This is a genomic window from Gemmobacter sp., assembly GCF_046292685.1.
Taxonomy (GTDB): Bacteria; Pseudomonadota; Alphaproteobacteria; order Rhodobacterales; family Rhodobacteraceae; genus Wagnerdoeblera.
Window position 1 is genome coordinate 12,826 of sequence record NZ_JBKBQM010000011.1, and the last position, 17,535, is coordinate 30,360.

Annotated in this window: 15 protein-coding genes; 6 read left to right on the forward strand and 9 right to left on the reverse strand. The window is 70.9% G+C overall.

The window, feature by feature from the left end:
* Positions 1–47: 47 nt before the first annotated feature.
* Positions 48–1,361 carry a capsule biosynthesis protein gene (locus ACK4S2_RS04830; RefSeq protein WP_409620893.1) on the reverse strand — a complete coding sequence of 438 codons (1,314 nt, stop codon included), beginning with the start codon at positions 1,359–1,361 and terminating at the stop codon, positions 48–50.
* Positions 1,362–1,548: 187 nt separating this feature from the next.
* Between ACK4S2_RS04830 and ACK4S2_RS04835 the strand changes: the two genes are divergently transcribed.
* The 4 genes from ACK4S2_RS04835 to ACK4S2_RS04850 all read left to right on the forward strand — a co-directional run bounded on the left by ACK4S2_RS04835 (position 1,549) and on the right by ACK4S2_RS04850 (position 5,273).
* Positions 1,549–2,169: a riboflavin synthase gene (locus ACK4S2_RS04835; RefSeq protein WP_409620896.1), complete on the forward strand. Its 621-nt coding sequence runs from the start codon at positions 1,549–1,551 to the stop codon at positions 2,167–2,169.
* Positions 2,169–3,224 carry a peptide chain release factor 1 gene (gene prfA / locus ACK4S2_RS04840; RefSeq protein ID WP_409620899.1) on the forward strand — a complete coding sequence of 352 codons (1,056 nt, stop codon included), beginning with the start codon at positions 2,169–2,171 and terminating at the stop codon, positions 3,222–3,224. Before ACK4S2_RS04835 ends, prfA begins: the two co-directional genes overlap by 1 nt.
* Positions 3,221–4,051, forward strand: a complete 831-nt coding sequence (gene prmC, locus ACK4S2_RS04845) for a peptide chain release factor N(5)-glutamine methyltransferase (RefSeq protein WP_409620902.1) — start codon at positions 3,221–3,223, stop codon at positions 4,049–4,051. The genes prfA and prmC overlap by 4 nt, the downstream gene beginning before the upstream one ends.
* A gap of 232 nt (positions 4,052–4,283) precedes the next feature.
* Positions 4,284–5,273: a DUF4167 domain-containing protein gene (locus ACK4S2_RS04850; protein ID WP_409620905.1), complete on the forward strand. Its 990-nt coding sequence runs from the start codon at positions 4,284–4,286 to the stop codon at positions 5,271–5,273.
* A 40-nt stretch (positions 5,274–5,313) separates the two neighbouring features.
* On the opposite strand, the gene rsmA is transcribed toward ACK4S2_RS04850, so the two are convergent.
* The 6 genes from rsmA to lptF all read right to left on the reverse strand — a co-directional run bounded on the left by rsmA (position 5,314) and on the right by lptF (position 12,873).
* A complete protein-coding gene (gene rsmA, locus ACK4S2_RS04855; protein ID WP_409620908.1) occupies positions 5,314–6,159 on the reverse strand; it encodes a 16S rRNA (adenine(1518)-N(6)/adenine(1519)-N(6))-dimethyltransferase RsmA in 846 nt (281 codons plus the stop codon).
* Positions 6,160–6,258: 99 nt separating this feature from the next.
* Positions 6,259–7,239 (reverse strand): 4-hydroxythreonine-4-phosphate dehydrogenase PdxA, encoded by a 981-nt coding sequence (gene pdxA / locus ACK4S2_RS04860; RefSeq protein WP_409620911.1) that lies wholly within the window; start codon positions 7,237–7,239, stop codon positions 6,259–6,261.
* 7 nt (positions 7,240–7,246) lie between these two features.
* Positions 7,247–8,443 carry a peptidylprolyl isomerase gene (locus ACK4S2_RS04865; protein WP_409620913.1) on the reverse strand — a complete coding sequence of 399 codons (1,197 nt, stop codon included), beginning with the start codon at positions 8,441–8,443 and terminating at the stop codon, positions 7,247–7,249.
* Between the two features lie 77 nt (positions 8,444–8,520).
* Positions 8,521–10,650 (reverse strand): LPS-assembly protein LptD, encoded by a 2,130-nt coding sequence (locus ACK4S2_RS04870; protein ID WP_409620915.1) that lies wholly within the window; start codon positions 10,648–10,650, stop codon positions 8,521–8,523.
* 1 nt (position 10,651) lies between these two features.
* Positions 10,652–11,752 (reverse strand): LPS export ABC transporter permease LptG, encoded by a 1,101-nt coding sequence (lptG, locus tag ACK4S2_RS04875; protein ID WP_409620918.1) that lies wholly within the window; start codon positions 11,750–11,752, stop codon positions 10,652–10,654.
* Positions 11,749–12,873, reverse strand: coding sequence for an LPS export ABC transporter permease LptF (gene lptF, locus ACK4S2_RS04880; RefSeq protein WP_409620921.1), 1,125 nt, complete (start codon positions 12,871–12,873; stop codon positions 11,749–11,751). Before lptF ends, lptG begins: the two co-directional genes overlap by 4 nt.
* Before the next feature lie 176 nt (positions 12,874–13,049).
* Here lptF and ACK4S2_RS04885 point away from each other — a divergent pair, with 176 nt between their 5' ends.
* Positions 13,050–14,513 (forward strand): leucyl aminopeptidase, encoded by a 1,464-nt coding sequence (locus ACK4S2_RS04885; RefSeq protein WP_409620924.1) that lies wholly within the window; start codon positions 13,050–13,052, stop codon positions 14,511–14,513.
* A 5-nt stretch (positions 14,514–14,518) separates the two neighbouring features.
* Positions 14,519–14,995 carry a DNA polymerase III subunit chi gene (locus tag ACK4S2_RS04890; RefSeq protein ID WP_409620927.1) on the forward strand — a complete coding sequence of 159 codons (477 nt, stop codon included), beginning with the start codon at positions 14,519–14,521 and terminating at the stop codon, positions 14,993–14,995.
* Positions 14,996–15,108: 113 nt separating this feature from the next.
* Here ACK4S2_RS04890 and ACK4S2_RS04895 read toward each other — a convergent pair whose 3' ends face one another.
* Both ACK4S2_RS04895 and ACK4S2_RS04900 read right to left on the reverse strand, forming a co-directional pair.
* Complete coding sequence (locus ACK4S2_RS04895) at positions 15,109–16,323, reverse strand: DegT/DnrJ/EryC1/StrS family aminotransferase (RefSeq protein ID WP_409620930.1); 1,215 nt, start codon at positions 16,321–16,323, stop codon at positions 15,109–15,111.
* Positions 16,320–17,534, reverse strand: coding sequence for a TCR/Tet family MFS transporter (locus ACK4S2_RS04900; RefSeq protein ID WP_409620933.1), 1,215 nt, complete (start codon positions 17,532–17,534; stop codon positions 16,320–16,322). Before ACK4S2_RS04900 ends, ACK4S2_RS04895 begins: the two co-directional genes overlap by 4 nt.
* Between the last annotated feature and the right edge of the window lies 1 nt (position 17,535).

The window sequence follows — 17,535 nt, forward strand, 5'->3', positions numbered from 1 at the left end:
CAAACCTACAGCAAAGTTTCCGGTCGATCTACCCTGCAGGTCGCCCGTCAGTTCACCAGCCGCAACTGTTGCCGTGGTGCCGCGCACCCCTGGATCAAGGCGTCGTAGGGGTCTTGCGGCGCCAGCATCATGTCCACCACCTGCCGCAACAGCTCGCGCCGCCCGCGGGCGGAATAGAAACCGCCGACGATCTGGCTGGTTTCCAGCAGGAACCGGCGGTAATCGCGGTAGCCGCGCGCGTCCGGGCGGCGCGGCTGGGCGAAGAATTCGGGCAAGGGCTGGTCCGACACGAACTCGGGCAGGTTGTAGACCGCGCGGCCGAAGGCCTTGAGCGGCAGCCCCCGCCACAGCGCCTGCTGTGCGGCGGTAGAATTCACCGTCACGGCCGTGCGCGCGTGGTTGAGCAGCCCCGCCAGCTTGCCGCCGCGCACGTAATGCACCCGCTGGCTCAGGCCCAGCCGCCGCGCGCTGCGGGCAATGGTCGCCTCGATCGCGGCGCGGCCGTCCTCCAGCGGATGGGCCTTGAACACGATGTGGTGGTGGTCGGGTGCGCCGCGGGCGAAACCTTCCAGCACCAGGTCGATGAATTCCGTCATCGAGCCGAAGCTGGAATGCGACCGGAAGCTTGCATCGTGTTCCAGTTGCAGCAGCACCAGGTGATAGGGAAAGCCGCCATTCCGGATGGCGCGCGTGGCCCACCAGCGTTCGACCCGGTGCAGGGGCATCAGCAGCAGGCGGCGCAGATACAGCCGGAACTCGCGCACCACCGGCACGCTGCGGTGCGGGCGAAAGTTGCGATAGCCGCGGTTCGCCGTCATCACGAAGAAATGGTAAAGCGCACCGTAAAAGACGTGCTGGCGCAAGTCGCCCCAGACCGCCGGCGCATCGGGGATGTCGTCGTCGGCATTGGCCAGGGCCGCACGCATCTGCGCCAGCGTCAGCTGCATCAGCCGCGAATGCCCGTTCGACCCGCCCCGTTCGTAGGTGACCCAGTAGGGGCGCAGGTAGCCTTCCTCGAACACATGCACGGTGATGCCGCGCGCCCTGGCCAGTGCGACCGCCTGGGCATGGATCGGGCGCGTGTCGCCATACAGCACGAGGTCGGTGATGCCGTGGCGTTCCAGGATATCGGCGCAGCCGGCGGGCCAGGCCTCGGGCGTGCCGCGCCAGGCGATGTAGCGGGCGCTGTCGCGCCAGAACACCCGGTCGCCCATGTTGAAGCCGACGCGCCACACCTGCGCCCCGGCCTTGCACAGCATGGCGGCCAGCAGCGCAAAGAACGGCCCGTGCGGCCCCTGCAGCATCAGGAACCGTCGCCCGTTGCCGGGGCTGGTGCCGGAAAGTCTGTTGCCCGTGGTCATTGCTTGCCCTTTCGGCCTTGCTTGCCTTGCCGCCATGCTGACAGGCAAGCGGAAACAATCCGTTTCCGGCGCAATCTGGCAGCACCGCGTGGCAACAGTGCGGCAAAGCCGCGGCGCTCTGGCGGTGCTTCCATCGTGCGGCGGCTTGGGCTAGGGAAGGGGCGCAACGAAGGGACAGGGGGCGGGCATGTTCACCGGCATCATCACCGACATCGGCGAGGTTCTGGCAACCGAGCGGCGCGGCGACATCCGCGCCCGCATCGGCACCGGCTACGATATCGCGGGCATCGACATTGGCGCCTCGATCGCCTGCGACGGCGTCTGCCTGACCGTCATTGCCAAGGGCACCGACCCGCGCGGCTGGTTCGACGTGGAAATCTCGGCCGAAACCGTCAGCAAGACCAATATCGGTGCCGGCGGCTGGCCTGCGGGCAAGCGGCTCAACCTCGAACGCGCGCTGAAGGTGGGCGACGAACTGGGCGGGCACATCGTGTCGGGCCATGTCGATGGCGTGGCCGAGGTGGTGGCCGTGCGCCCGGAAGGCGACAGCCTGCGCGTCACCTTCCGGGCGCCGCGGGCGCTGGCCGGGTTCATCGCGCCCAAGGGCTCGGTCGCGCTGAACGGCACATCGCTGACGGTGAACGAGGTGGAGGGCACCGATTTCGGCGTCAACTTCATCCCGCATACGCAAACCGCCACCACCTGGGGCCGCGTCGCGGTCGGCGACCGCGTGAACCTGGAAATCGACACGCTGGCCCGCTATGTCGCGCGCCTGCGCGACTGGGCGGCCGAGACCGCGTCCGCCTGATGCTGCCCGCCGACAAGCTGGACCAGATCGTGCAGCGCTTCGACTTTGTCGAGGCGCGGCTGGCCGCCGGCGCAGCCCCTGCCGAAATTGCCGCCCTGTCGCGCGAACATTCCGAACTGGCCCCCGTTGTGGCCACCATCGCCGCCTGGAAACAGGCCCGCGCCGACATCGCCGAGGCCGAGGCCATGCTGGCCGACCCAGAGATGCGCGCCCTGGCCGAGGAAGAGCTGCCCGGCCTGCGCGCCCGCCTGCCTGCCATGGAACAGGCGCTGCGCGTGGCCCTGCTGCCCAGGGACGCCGCCGATGCCCGCCCGGCCATCCTGGAAATCCGCCCCGGCACCGGCGGCGAGGAAGCGGCCCTGTTCGCCGGCGACCTCTTGCGCATGTATCAGCGCCATGCCGAGCGCATGGGCTGGCAATTCGAGGTGCTGGACCTGACGCCCACCGACCTTGGCGGCGTGAAGGAAGCGGTGGTGCGCATCGTCGGCCCGGGCGTCTTTGCGCGGCTGAAATACGAATCCGGCGTGCATCGGGTGCAGCGCGTGCCGGAAACCGAATCGGGCGGGCGCATCCATACCTCGGCCGCCACCGTCGCCGTCCTGCCCGAGGCCGAGGAGGTGGACATCGAGATCCCCGCCTCGGACATCCGCATCGACACCATGCGGTCCAGCGGGGCAGGGGGGCAGCACGTCAACACCACCGACTCGGCGGTGCGCATCACCCATATTCCCACTGGTATCGTGGTCACCAGTTCGGAAAAGTCGCAGCACCAGAACCGCGCCAACGCGATGGCCGTGCTGCGTGCCCGGCTCTATGACCTCGACCGCAGTGCCAGGGATGCCGCCCGCGCCGCCGACCGCAAGGCGCAGGTCGGCTCGGGCGACCGCAGCGAACGCATCCGCACCTACAACTTTCCGCAAGGCCGCATGACCGACCACCGCATCAACCTGACGCTTTACGCGCTGGGGCAGATCATGGACGGCGACCTTTCGGCGGTCATCGATGCGCTGGTGGCCGACGATCAGGCGGCAAAGCTGGCCGAACTGGGCGCATGAGCTGGACGCTCGCCTTGCGCGCGGCCAGCGCCCGGCTGACAGCCGCCGGGGTGCCCGATGCGCCGCGCGACGCCCGCCTGCTGCTGGCCCACGCCCGCGGCCTGCCGCCCGACCGGCTGACGCTGCGCATGGCCGATCCCCTGGTGCCCGAGGCGCTGGCCCGGTTCGAGGCGCTGGTGGCCGCCCGTGCACGGCGCGCGCCGGTTTCGCACCTGACCGGGCAGCGGCTGTTCTGGGGCCGCCGCTTTGCCGTGACCCCCGATGTGCTGGACCCCCGCCCCGAAACCGAAGCGCTTGTCGCCCTGGCGCTGGCCGAGCCGTTTTCGCGCGTGCTGGACCTTGGCACCGGGTCGGGGTGCATCCTCCTCAGCCTTCTGGCCGACCGGCCCGGGGCAACCGGGTTGGGGGTGGATGTCTCCCCGGCCGCCTTGCAGGTGGCGCAACGCAATGCCAGGGCGCTGGGGCTTGGCGGGCGCGCCGCCTTTCGCTGTTCGGATTGGTGCGCCGACGTCGCAGGGCAGTTCGACCTGATCGTGTCGAACCCGCCCTATATCGCGCTGGCCGAAATGCCCGGGCTTTCGCCCGAGGTGCGCGACCACGAGCCGCACCTGGCGCTGACCGACGGGGCCGACGGGCTGGCCGCCTATCGGCGCATCGCGGCGCAGGCGCCGGGGCACCTCGCCCCCGGCGGGCGGCTCTTGCTGGAAATCGGGCCAACCCAGGGGGCCGCGGTTGCGGGCCTCATGCGCGACGCCGGGCTTGCCGGGGTTTCGGTCCGCCCCGACCTCGACGGGCGCGACCGGGTGGTGCTGGCCCGCGCCCCCTGATGCCGCGCACGAGGCGGCGGGAAAATGCCGTCTCGGGCGAAAAATCGCCAGAAACCCCTTGCCCCGCCGCGCGCCGCGTGCTTTGACAGCGGTGTTGCAAGGCGGGGCGGTTTCGCCCCCCCGCACGATACACCCGCAAAGCCCACACCCGTACCTGCCTGAAGACCGGGGGCCTAGCCGCCCCGCCGCAGGGGTCGGGTCGGGACAAGACCAAGGCCGGAATCCAGGACACATGAGATCCTCCAAGTCCCGCTCGCGTTCCAAGCAGAACCGCCCGCGCTCCATCGGCAACATCGTCAACCGGGTGTTCGACAGCTCGGGGCCCGAAGGCAAGGTGCGCGGAACGCCGCAGCAGATCATCGAGAAATACCAGACGCTGGCCCGCGATGCCCAGCTGTCGAACGACCGCGTCGCGGCCGAAAACTTCCTCCAGCATGCCGAACACTACACCCGCATGCTGGGCGAGGCGATGCGCGAAATGGCGGCCGAACAGGACCAGCGCCGCCAGGGCCAGGGACCGAACGGCAACGGCCAGCCGAACCAGGGCGGCGACCGCGGCGGCTATGCCCCGCGCCGCGACGAACGCGAGGATGAGCAGCCCGATATCGGCCCGGTTCCGGTGTTCGGCTTTGCCGATGTGACCGACGATGCCGACAGCGGCCTGGTGGAAACGCCCGAGGCCCGCCAGGAACCGCCGCCGCGCCCGGCACCGCATCCGCAGAACCCGCCTCGCGGCGACCGCCGCCCGGACAACCGGCCTGCCGAACGCAACGACAACCGCTCGGACAACCGCGCGTCCGAAGGTCCGCGCCCGCCGCGCCCCGATCAGCCCCGTTCCGACCATCCGCGCCGCGACCGCGACGACCGCCGCCGCGATGATCGCCCGCGCCGCGACGAAGCCCCCCGCCCGGTCGCCGAAGCGGCGCCCTCGGCCGAAGCCGCGCCCCGAACCGCGCCGCGCCCCGAGCCGAAGCCGGTCGTCGCCGAACCCGAATCCACCCCCCTGCCGACCGTGACCGAGGCAAAGCCCGCCCCGGCTGCCGTCGCCCCGGCGCCGGCCGCCCCGCAGCCCGAACCCGCACCGACCCCCGAGGCGCCCGCCGCCCCGGTCGCGGCCGACCCCGCAAGCGACGCGCCAGCCAAGCCGCGCCGCCCGCGCGCGCCGCGCAAACCCAAGGAGCCCGGATCCGAACCCGGCCCCGACAGCGCCGCCGCCGAATAAGCCTGCACGTGATCGGCCCGGGGCAACCCGGGCCGGCCGCTCAGCCGCCTTGCGCCACCACTCGTGCCAGCGCGCAGAACTGCTCCAGCCCGATTTCCTCGGCCCGCTGCGTGGGGGCGATGCCCGCGGCCTGCAACTGCGCCTCGATCCCCGGCCCCAGCGCCTTCAGCGCCGAGCGCAACATCTTGCGCCGCTGGTTGAAGGCCATGCCCACCACCCGTTCCAGCACCCGCGCATCGGCCGGATAGCGCGGCTCGGCCCGCGCCACCAGATGCACCACGGCAGAATGCACCTTGGGGGCGGGGGTAAAGGCTTCGGGCGGCAGCACCATCACGATCTTCGCATCGCAGCGCCACTGCGCCAGCAGCGCCAGCCGGCCATAGGCGTCCGACCCGGGGCGCGCCACGATCCGCTCGGCCACTTCCTTCTGGAACATCAGCGTCAGGCTCTGCCAGAACGGCGGCCAGACCGGCGGCGTCAACCAGCGGATCAGCAACTCGGTCCCGACGTTGTAGGGCAGGTTCGCCACCACCTTGACCGGCGCGGTCAACCGCGCCGCCGCATCGACCTCCAGCGCATCGCCTTGCACCACCTCCAGCCGCCCCGGATAGGCCGCGGCAATCTCGGCCAGCGCCGGCAGGCAGCGCGCATCCTTTTCCACCGCCAGCACGCGCCGCGCGCCTTCGGCCAGCAGCCCGCGCGTCAGCCCGCCCGGACCCGGCCCCACCTCCAGCACATCCGCCCCGGCCAGATCGCCGGCCGCGCGCGCGATCTTGGCGGTCAGGTTCAGGTCCAGCAGAAAGTTCTGCCCCAGCTGCTTCTTCGCCACCAGCCCATGCGCCGCGATCACCTCGCGCAAGGGGGGCAAGCCATCGATCGTCGCCATGCCCTCTTGCTCCTGTCCTTCACCTTGATCCAAATATCCCGGGGGGTGAATTGGCGCGCCTGCGCGCCAAGAGGGGGGCAGCGCCCCCCCGCACCCGGGTCACCGGCCTTGCCGCGCGGCTGCCATGCCTTGCGCCATCCGCAGCGCGGCCACCACCGACTCCGGCCGCGCCACCCCGCGCCCCGCGATGTCGAAGGCCGTGCCATGATCGGGCGAGGTGCGCACGAACGGCAGGCCCAGCGTCACGTTCACCCCTTCGTCGAAGGCCAGCGTCTTGATCGGGATCAGCGCCTGATCGTGATAGGCGCAGACCGCCACATCATAGCCGGCGCGCGCCCGGGCGTGGAACAGCGTGTCGGCCGGCAGCGGCCCGCGCACGTCCAGCCCCTCGGCGGCCAGCCGCCCCACCATCGGGGCCATCCACGCCTGCTCCTCGTGCCCCATGGCACCGCCTTCGCCGGCATGGGGGTTCAGCCCCGCCACGACGATGCGGGGGGCCGCCAGCCCGAAATCGCGCCGCATCCCCTGGTCGGTCAGGCGGATCGTCCGCTCCAGCAGCGCCGGGGTCAAGGCGCGCGGCACTTCGGCCAGCGGAATGTGGATCGTGGCGGGCACCACCTTCAGCGTCTCCGAGGCCAGGCACATCACCACATCCACCCCGCCCGCCAGATGCGCGAGGTATTCGGTATGGCCCGGAAAGGCAAAGCCCGCACCTTGCTGCAAGGCCTGCTTGTGGATCGGCAGCGTGCAGACGGCCGAAGCCGCGCCTGCCTGCACCAGCGCCACGGCGCGGGCAATCACCTCGATCACGCCTTGCGCATGGGCCGGGTCGGGGCGCCCGGGCACGGCCGGGCCGCCGGCAAAACGGTGCACCAGCACGGGCAGGGTTCCGGGCGCTACCGCAAGAGCCTCGGCGGGGGCGGCAACTTCGGCCCATTGCGTGCCGGGCGGCAAGTGCGCCGGGTCGCCGATCCAGACAAAGGGCACATCCGCCCGCAGCACCGCGCGCGCCTTCACGGCCAGTTCCGCGCCGATCCCTGCCGGTTCGCCGCAGGTCAGCGCCACCACGGGCGGGGTCATGCGTGCCTCACCGCCGCTCGATCCGGGCGTTCGATCGCAGTTGCTGCAGGTAAAGCTCGGCCTGACCCACCACCTTGTTTTCCGCCAGCCGGGTGCGCACCGCCTGGCGGTCGGGCTCGCCCGTGCCCAGAACCCGGCGCGAACACAGCATCAGCACCACATGCGCCCCGCCGGCGGTCGACACCGCCAGCTCGTTTTCGTCCAGCGGCGCCAGGGCGGCCGCCAGATCGCGCGGCAAGGCCGATTGCGCCACCGTCTCGCGCGTCAGCTGGCCCGGAAAGGCATTGAGGTCGTTGCAGCTGTCCACACGCGCACGCACCTGCGCCAGCACGGCATCGCCGGCCGGCGTGCCGGCCCCGCCGATCACCAGCCGGGCATGATCCACCGCCGTGGTCTGCGGCGTGACGGTATCGCGCAGTTCCACCTGCCGCAGCAGATACACCGCATAGCGCCCGTCGGGCAGCCGCACCGGGGCGGTGACCTGCCCCGCGGTCAGCCCTTCCAGCGAGGCCGCCACCGGCAAGGGCAAGGACAGGACGTTGCGCCAGTCCACCCGCCCGCCTTCGGCGGCCGAAGGCCCGATCGAATGCGTGCGCGCGGCGGCGGCAAAGGCAGCTTCGCCGCGCAGGGTTTTGGAAAGCTCGTCGGCCAGCACCTTCCTCGATGCCGGCAGCAGGATTTCCGACAACAGAACCCGCGTGGTGGCGCGTTGGGTCAGGATCGACAGCGCGCGGTCGATTTCCGGCTCCATCACCGAATCGAGCGCGGCCGGCCCGAACTTGGCCCGGATCACGTCGCGCCAGACCAGGCCCGCGCGCACGAAATCGCGGAAGGTTTCGGCGGCCACGCCGTTCGCCTCCAGAATCTCGACGAACTCGGGCACCTCCATCTGGAAACGGCCGGCGAACTCGGCCATCCCGGCCTCGATCTGCTGGGGCGTCAGGCGAAGCTTCAGCTTTTCGGCCGCGATCAGGCGCAGCCGGTCCTCGATCAGCGTGCGCTCGGCTTCCTTGACCAGGTCGCCGGGGGCGTTCAGCAGCGTCATGAAGCGCAGGCGCTGGTCGTATTCGTAATTGGTGATCGCCTTGCCATCGACCAGCAGCCTTGGCGCGAAAGGCGAACCCTGGGCTTGCGCTGCAGGCGCAAGCGCCCCTCCGAGCACGAGCGCGAACAGCATGGTGGCGGCAACGAGGGTCTGGCGCATCGGTCGTCTTCCGTTCCGGCTTGTCGGTTCAACACTTGGCGCAAAGCGGCTCAAAATACCAGCCCCGCTGCGCGCCGTCATGGCCGGCAGCTGCGGCCGGCGGAGCCCGCCGGGCGCGCGCCGCCGAAGCCCAGCAGGTCGATGGAAAGGCCGAAGTCCGTGGTGGGCGCCACCGCGGTGCTGGTGGTGAACCGCCGGGCCACGGTCAGGTCCACCCGCAGGCATTCGTTGGTGAATTCCAGCCCCATGGCTGCGGCCGTGGTGCGGCGGGCGTCGAAATCGTAGCGGGCCGACCCGCGCGCGGTCCAGTTGGGGGCCAGCCGCAGCCGGCCGTCCACCACCCATTCGGCGGTGTTGGTCAGGCGGTTTTCCGCCGCATCGGCCTCGGCCCAGAGCCAGCCTGCGGCCATGCCGAAGCGGTCGCGTTCCACCCCCAGCCGCATTTCCCCGCGTGCCAGTTGCAGCCGGTCGTCGAACACGGCGCGCCCCTGGAACAGCGTGCCGTTCGGGGCGGCCATGTGCAGCGCCGCCAGCCAGTCCGACCGGCGCCCGCCCAGGCCCGAGGCGGCGGTGAACTGCCCCGCGCCCGTCAGGCGGAACACGCGGCCCGCGCTGCCGACCACGTGCCAGCCGCTTGCGGTGCTGCGCGTCCATTGCAGCCCGGCATTGATGCGGGTGCCGCCTTCGCGCCGGTCGGCCCCGGCAAAGCGGTTGAAGCCGAACAGGTTGCCTTCGTCGAATTCGATCAGCGTGCTGTCCTCGTTCGGGACATGGCCGGGCGGGGCCAGGCGCGACCACACGAGTTGCACCACGGGTTCGATCACATCGGCGGTGCCGCGCGCATCGACCCGCGCCAGAGGCCAGCGCAATTCCACCAGCGCTGCCGGTGTGGCGGTGGTGACGCGGCGCGGATAGGTCGAATCCTGCGCGATGCGGTGCAGGTCCAGCGTGGCGCCGCCTTCCACCGCCAGCAGAAGGCCCGCGGGGCCCACCCAGTCGCGCCGCCAGAAGGCGGAAAGCGTCGCGCGTGCCATGTCGCGCCCGACGATATCGAGGTTGGAGGCGCGTCGATGCGCCTGCGCATCGAAGGCCAGCGTGGCCGTGCCGCCAAGGCCCGGCACCGCCACTCTGCGCACCCAGGCCAGATCGGACGACAATTGCGGCAGGGTCGCGTTGACCTCGCCGGCGCGAATCGAATGCACATGCACCAGCCGCGCCCCGATGTATTCGCCCGCCCGGGTGCGGCTGATGACCAGCCGGCTGTCCAGCCGGTCCTTGTCCGACAGGCCGTAGTCGCGGAAATAGGCCGGGTCGCTGACCATTTCGGCGGCAAAGCGTGCCTCGAACCCGGCGGGCAGGGCAAAGCGCCCTTCGGCCCCCAGCCAGCCGCGCCGCCCGTTGCCGGTGCGGTCGAAGGACAGCGCCCCCGTCAGGGCAATTTCGCCGGCGCGGAACGCCTGCCGGTACCGCATACCCAGCGACTGCACGTCCTTGCTGGCCAGCAGCGGCGTCAGCGTCAGGTCGCGGCTGGCTCCCAGCGTGATGAAATAGGGGATCTGCACCCCGGTCCCGAGGCGCGAGGTGCTGACCAGCCGCGGCATCAGAAAGCCGGTTGTGCGGTCCAGCGTGGGGTCTGGCATGCGCAGGTGCGGCAGCCACAGCACCGGCACGCCGGCGACCCGAACCTGCGCGTTGTCGAAATGGATCTGGCGTTCCTGCTGGTCGTGCACCACGCGGCGGGCGCGGATTTCCCACAAGGGGGTGGCGCGGGTTTCGCACACCCGGCAGCTTGACGCGACGGCGCGCGACATCACGGTGTGCCGCCCGCCGAGGCGCTGCACCTCGTTGGCGGCGATCTGCAACTGCCGGTCCAGCACCACACGCGCCGAAGTCAGGATGCCCTCGCGCAGGTCGTCCGACAGCGCCGCCGACGATGCCAGCAGCACGGTGCCGGCATCGTCGGTCAGCACCAGCGGCCCTTCGATCTCCAGCGACCCGGCGACGCGGTCATAAGCGATGCGGCTGGCGCGCAGCCGCACGCCCTTGTGCAGCACCTCGACCCCGCCTTGCGCCACCAGCGTGCGGTTGGCCACCACCTGCACCCGGTCGGCGACCAGCGTCGCCGCCTCCTGCGCGCGCGCGGGCCCGGCACCGATGGCCAGCACCGCGGCCAGACAGGCGGCCCGCAAGGCGGCCAGACCGCGCATGTCAACCATCCTCCATGTGCAACAGCAGCCCCATCGCCGCCATCAGCGCGGCGGCCGGCGGGGCCCAGGCGGCCAGGGCCACCGGAATCTGGCCGTTTTCGCCCAGCACCTGCGAAAAGTTGCGCAGAAAGAACATGGCAAACCCCGCCAGAACCGCCAGCAGCACCATCGTGCCGGATCGTCCGAACCGCACATGCCGCATGGTGAAACCTGCCGCAAGCAGCACCATCGCCGCAAGGGTCAATGGCAGTGCCAGTTCGCGTTGCAACCAGACCCGGTGCTTTTGCGCCGAAAAGCCGGCCCGCTCCAGCCCTTCGATGAAGGCCGGCAAATCCCAGATCGCCACCGCATCGGGGGCCGAGAAGCTTTCGCGGATGCGCGTCGCCGTCAGGTCGGTGGGCAGGCGGGCGCTGTCCACCCGGGTTGCGGTCTTTTCCGGGTTGGTGTCGGTCAGGCGCCATTCCTTGACTCGGTCCAGCGTCCAGAAGCCGGGGGCAAGGCGCGCCTCGGCGGCCTCGATCCGGCTGATGGGCTGGCCCTCGGCGTCGAAGTCGATGAAGGTGACCTCGAACAGTTGCGTGCCGTCCTGATTGGCGCGCGCCGCGCGGATCACCGTCTGGCCCGCACGGCTGCCCTGACGCAGCCAAAGCCCTTCGCGGCTGACCGACAGCACGCTTTGCACCCCGTCCGACGACAGCCGCGAGGAGACGTCCTCGGCCACCCGCGCCGTGGCGGCGACCAGCGGGTTCAGCACCGCCACCGCCGCCGCCCCCAGCAGGAAGGCCGTCATCACCGGAGCCACCAGCGCCCGGATGGCCGAGCGCCCCGCCGCGCGGATCACCACCAGTTCCGACGACCGCGCCAGCGACAGGAACATTGCCACCGCCCCCAGCATCACCACCAGCGGCAGAATGCGGTAAAGCCCGCCGGCAAGGTTCAGCGCGGCGATATGGGCGGCCTGTGCCAGCCCGGCTTCGGGGTTGCCGGCGTTGCGGCGGATCTGTTCGACCATGTCGATCAGCATCAGGATGCCGGCGAACACCGCCGCCACGATCCCCACGCTGACCAGAAACCGCCGCGCCAGATAAAGCCCCAGCGTCATGGCGTGGCCCCCCCGCGACGGCGCAGGCCATAGGGGCGCTGCGACCACCAAAGCATCGCCGCCGCCATGCCTGTGCCGGTCAGCGGCGCGGCCCAGACCAGCGGCCAGAGCCGGGCATCGCGCACGCCCAGCGTTTCGGCGCTGTTGGCCACCAGTTGCACCGCCACCAGTGCCAGCGCCCCGCCCAGCAGTTGCCGCCACAGCCCGAAGCGGCTGAACGCCCCGACCAGCAGCGAGGCAAAGCCGATCAACGCCGCGACCGTGGCCAGGAACGGTTGGGCGAAACGGTTGTGCGCCTCGTAAAGCAGCACTGCGCGGCTGCGGCCGGTGGCCGCCTGGGTCGCCTCGTCGGCGCGCAGCAATTCCAGCGTGGACAGCGAAGCCTCGTCGCGCAGGCCCAGACCCGCCGGCGACAGGACCGCGCCCAGATCGTAGGTGAAGTCGGAAAACCGCGTCACCGCCAGCCGCTTGCCCTCCAGCGTCAGCGTCTGCGCCATGCCTTCGAACAGCACGAGCTTGGGCCCGGTGGGCGAGCGCGCCAGCAGCGCGCGGCGGGCGGTATAGCTGGTGCGGCTGGTTTCGGACCGGGCATCCGACAGGAAGATGTCCTGCAGTTCGCCGACCTCGGTGATGTCGCGGATATAGAACGTGACCCCTTCGGCCGGAAACTGGAACACGCCCGCGCGCAGGAAGCGGGCGGTGACGTTTTCCGCGATCTCGGCCTGGCGGTTGATCAGCGCGGTGCGGCTGGCCGGCACCAGCGCGTGCATCAGCACCGCCATCATCGCCGCCACGATCAGCCCGAACACCAGCACCGGCCGCGCCAGCCGCCAGGGCGAAAAGCCGGTCGCCTGCATCACCACCAGCTCGGATTCGGTGCTGAGCCGGTTGGTAACATAGGCGGCGGCGGCAAAGGCCGCCACCGGCAGCACCAGCCGGATCACGTTGGGCAGCGTCAGCAGCGTCAGTTCCAGAAACACCAGCGCCGATTGCCCGTCGCCGATCAGCCGGTCGAACAGCCCGACGGCCCGGTTCACCCAGTAGACCGCAACCAGCACCAGCGCAAAGAACCCGAACAGCATCAGAAGCTGCGACAGCAGGTATCTGTCGAATCGCGCCACGCGCCCCACCCCCCGGATCGGCCCTTGCCCTGATTTCCGGTCCTGTCCTAATCCACCTTGCCGCGCCCGGAAACCCGGATTCCGCCGAGGCGGCAGCCGCCCGCCGCATGGGGCAGGTCTGGTCAACCGGCATGGGCAAGGCTAGGGTCGGCCCGCAGACCCAACCGGAGACCGAGATGACCAGCCCCGTCGCCATCCAGTTCGCCCCCGCCGATGCCGCGGCGCTTGCCACTCATGAAGGGCGCATCGCGCTGCTGACCGGCCCCGAGGTGCGCGGTGCGCTGGCGCGGCGGCTGTCGCGGCTGACGCGCGGCGCGCTGGACCGGGCGCTGGCCTCGCCGGCCTTTGCCAGGCTGAAACCGGGCGAGGCGCTGGAGCTGGCCTTTCCCGCCGGTTTGGCGGCGCAGGCGCTGCAACTGGTGCGGCTGGACGGCAAGCCCGATGTCGCCACCGCCCGCAAGGCCGGCGCCGCGATCGGTGCGAAACTGACCGAGGCGCCGGCGCTGGTGCTGGCCGCGGGCGCCCCGCGCCCGGCCGAGGTCGCCTTCGGCCTGGCCTTGCGCGCCTACAGGTTCGTCGAACGCAAGTCGGACCGCGGCAAGGGCATGGGCGCGGTGACGATGATGGTGACCGACCCCGAGGCGGTGGCGGCCGCAGCGGGCCCGATGGCCGCGGTTGCCGAAGGCGTGTTCTTCACCCGCGACCTGGTGTCGGAGCCGGCCAACATCCTGACCACCACGGATTTCGCGGCCCGCCTTGCGGCGATGCAGGAACTGGGGCTGGAGGTCGAGATCCTGGAGGAGGCCGATCTGGAACGGCTGGGCATGCGCACGCTGCTGGCCGTGGGCATGGGGTCCGAAAGCCCGTCGAAGGTGGTGGTGATGACCTGGAAAGGCGGCGCCGAAGGCCCGCCGCTGGCGCTGGTCGGCAAGGGCGTGTGCTTCGACACCGGCGGCATCTCGATCAAGCCGGCGGCCGGCATGGAAGACATGACGATGGACATGGGCGGTGCCGCCGTGGTGGCCGGGGTCATGCGCACGCTGGCCTTGCGCAAGTCGAAGGCGCATGTCGTGGGGCTGGTTGGCCTGGTGGAAAACATGCCTTCGGGCCGCGCGCAGCGCCCGGGCGACATCGTGATGTCGATGAAGGGCGATACGGTCGAGGTGACCAACACCGATGCCGAAGGCCGGCTCGTGCTGGCGGATGTGCTGTGGTATGCGCAGGAACGCTTCAAGCCTTCGGGCATCATCGACCTGGCCACGCTGACCGGCGCGGTCATCATCGCGCTGGGGCACGAGAATACCGGGGTGTTTTCCAACCACGACGGGTTCTGCGACGAATTCCTGAAGGCCGCCCGGGCCGAAGGCGAAGGCGCCTGGCGGTTGCCGCTGGGCGAAGCCTACAATGCCAAGATGAACTCGGACCTTGCCGACATGCGCAACTCGACCGGCGCGCGCGATGCGGGCGCCATCACCGCCGCCTGTTTCCTGCAACGCTTCGTCAAGCCCGAGGTGCCGTGGATTCACCTCGACATCGCCGGCACCGCGCTGGTCAAGGCGGAAACCGCCTTTGCGCCCAAGGGGGCTACGGGGTGGGGGGTGCGCGCCATCAACCGGCTGATCGCCGACCGCGAAGGCTGAGCGGGGTGGGCCACGCGCTGTTCTATCACCTGACGCGGTCGGGCGCCGAGGATGTGGTGCGCCTGCTGGCCGGTCGGGCACTGGCTATGGGGTGGCGCGTGGTGCTGCGCGGGTCCGATGCGGCCGCGCTGGCGCGGCTGGACGAACGCCTTTGGCTGGAACCTGCCGACGGGTTTCTGCCGCACGGGATGGCCGGGGGGCGGCACGATGCGCGCCAGCCCCTGTTGCTGACCACCGGCACCGTCCTGCCCGAGGGGGCGCGGGCGCTGATGGTGGTGGACGGCGCCGGGGTGACGGCCGACGAGGTGGCGCGGCTGGAGCGGGTGTGGATCGTGTTCGACGGGGCCGACCCGGCTGCGCTGGAAACCGCGCGGGCGCAGTGGCGCGCGCTGACCGCCGCAGGTGCGGAAGCGGAATACTGGTCGGAGGAAAGCGGCCGCTGGCAGATGAAGACCGCCCGCCGCGCCGCCCCTTCGGGCTGACCCGAAGGCGGCGCCTGCGGCGCCACGCCTCTTGAGCGCCGGCCGGGCCGGGCCTGCCCGGCGCGGGGTGCCTCCGGCGGGGATATTTCGGGCAAGGTGAAGGGGCTGCGCGATCAGTCGCCCTGGGGCCGGGCGGGCGGGGCCGGCGCGTTGCTGACGGCCTCGGCCGCGATGATGCGGCCGATCAGGGCGCAATCGTCGAGCGAGAAGGTCAGCGGCAGGCGCATGTCGATGAGCCCGGCGAGGACAGCGTCGGTGGCGGGCAGCGGCTGGTGCGGGGCGTAGTGCCAGTGGTCGTGGCGCGAGGTGAAGCCCGCGGGCGTGTCGCGGCCGAACCATTTGAGCTCGACCCCGCGGGCGGCGCAGCGGGCGAGGAAGGCCTCGATCTGCGCGGGGTTGCGTCCGGGCAAGGCGAACTGGAACGACGAGCCGACGCGGATCGCCTCGGGGTGGCGCCGGATCAGCCGGAGCCCCGGCACCTTTGCAAGCGCGGTTTCCAGCCGGTCGTGGCGGGCCTGCCAGCGGGCGACACGGTCGGGCAGCAGCGGCAACTGGGCGCGCAGCACCGCGGCGCGCAGGTTGTCCATCCGCGAGGAGATGTTCGGCACCGTCCATTTCAGCGCCTCGTAAGCCTCGGGGGGCGGGCCGGCGGGGTGGCGGTCGAACAGCATGTAGCTGCCCGAGGCCAGCACCATGTGCGCCATCAGGCCGGCATCGTCGGTGACGATCAGCCCTCCTTCGCCGGAATTGATATGCTTGTAGGTCTGGGTGGAATAGCAGCCGATCGCGCCGTGCCGCCCCGACGGGGTGCCGCGGAAGCTGGCGCCCATCGTGTGGGCGCAATCCTCGATCACCGTGATGTCGCGTTCGCGGCACAGGGCCATCAGCGCGTCCATGTCGGCGATGTGGCCGCGCATGTGGCTGAGCAGCAGCACCGCCCCCGGCCAGGCCCGTGCGGCAAGGTCTTCGAGGTCGATCACCAGGTCGGGGGTGGTGCCCACGAAGACCGGCTCGGCCCCCAGGGCCGCGATGGCGCCGGGCACGGGTGCCAGAGTGAAGGCGTTGGTCAGCACCCGCATCCCCGGCCCGACGCCCAGCGCGCGCAAGGCCAGCCGCAAGGCGGCGCCGCCCGAAGCGACGGCAAGCGCGTGGCGCGCCCCGGTGAAGGCGGCGAAGTCCTGTTCCAGCAAGGCGGTTTGGGCGATTTCGCCGGGGGCGGTGTTGTAGCGGTGCAGCCGCCCGCCTTGCAGCACGGCCACCGCCGCGGCGATGCCGGCTTCGGGGATCGGTTCCTGCTGGGTAAAGCTGCCGGTGAAGACTTCGGTCATGCCATCCTCCGCAAGGTCCAGAGATACAGCGCCAGCGTGCAACCCAGCAAGGCGGCTGCCAGGAAATAGCCCGCATCGGGGGTCTGCCAGCGCGCGCCTTCGGCCATGAAGGCGGCAAAGACCTGGGCGAAGGTGACGGTGCCGGCCAGCATGGCGATGTTGGTGACCGCCGAGATGCCGCCCTGCAATTCGCCCTGGGCGTCTTCGGGCACCACGCGCGACATCATCGCCATCAGCATCGGTTGCACGAAGCCTTCGGGCCCATGCACGACCATCAGCACCACCACCACGCCCAGGCCGCCCGCCAGCCCGTAACCCGCGGCCGCCACCATCGCCGAGGTCAGCCCCAGCACCGCAACGCGCGCCTCGCCCCAGCGTTTCACCGCCGGGCCCGTCAACCCGCCCTGGAACCCCGCCATCACCAGCCCGAACACCGCCAGCGTGAGCCCCACCATGCTTTCCGACCAGCCGAACTTGGCCATGCCCCAGAACGGCCAGATCGCCGGATAGACCGAACTGGCAAAGAAGAACGCGAACAGCACGCCGCACATCGGCAACACGCCCGGATAGCGGCGAAACACCGCGAAGACCCCGAACGGGTTGGACCGGCGCCACTCGAAGGCGCGCTGCGACGCGGGCGGCAGGGTTTCGGGCAGCACGATCCAGCCGTAGACGAAGTTCAGGAAGGATATCCCCGCAGCGACCCAGAACGGCACCCGCGGGCCCAGTTCGCCCAGCAAGCCGCCGATCGCCGGCCCGATTACGAAGCCCACGCCGAACGCCGCCCCCATCAGGCCAAAGGCCCGGGCGCGGTCCTCGGGCGCCTTGACATCGGCGATGAACGCGTTGGCGATGACCCAGCTCGACCCGCAGACCCCGGCCAGAATCCGCCCGACGAAAAGCCACGGCAACGAAGGCGCCAGCGCCGACAGCACATAGTCGAGCCCGAGCCCGAAGATCGCCAGCAACAAGAGCGGGCGCCGGCCGAAACGGTCCGACAGGTTGCCCACCAGCGGCGCGCACAGGAACTGCGCCATCGAAAAGGCGAAATACATCCAGCCGCCGATCACCGCCGCCTCGGCCAGGCCCACGTGGCCGACATCCTCGATCAGCGCGGGCAGCACCGGGATGATCAGGCCGAAGCCCACCATGTCCAGCAGCACCGTGACCAGCACGAAGGCGAAGGCATGCCTGCCGGGCGCGCGCGGCATG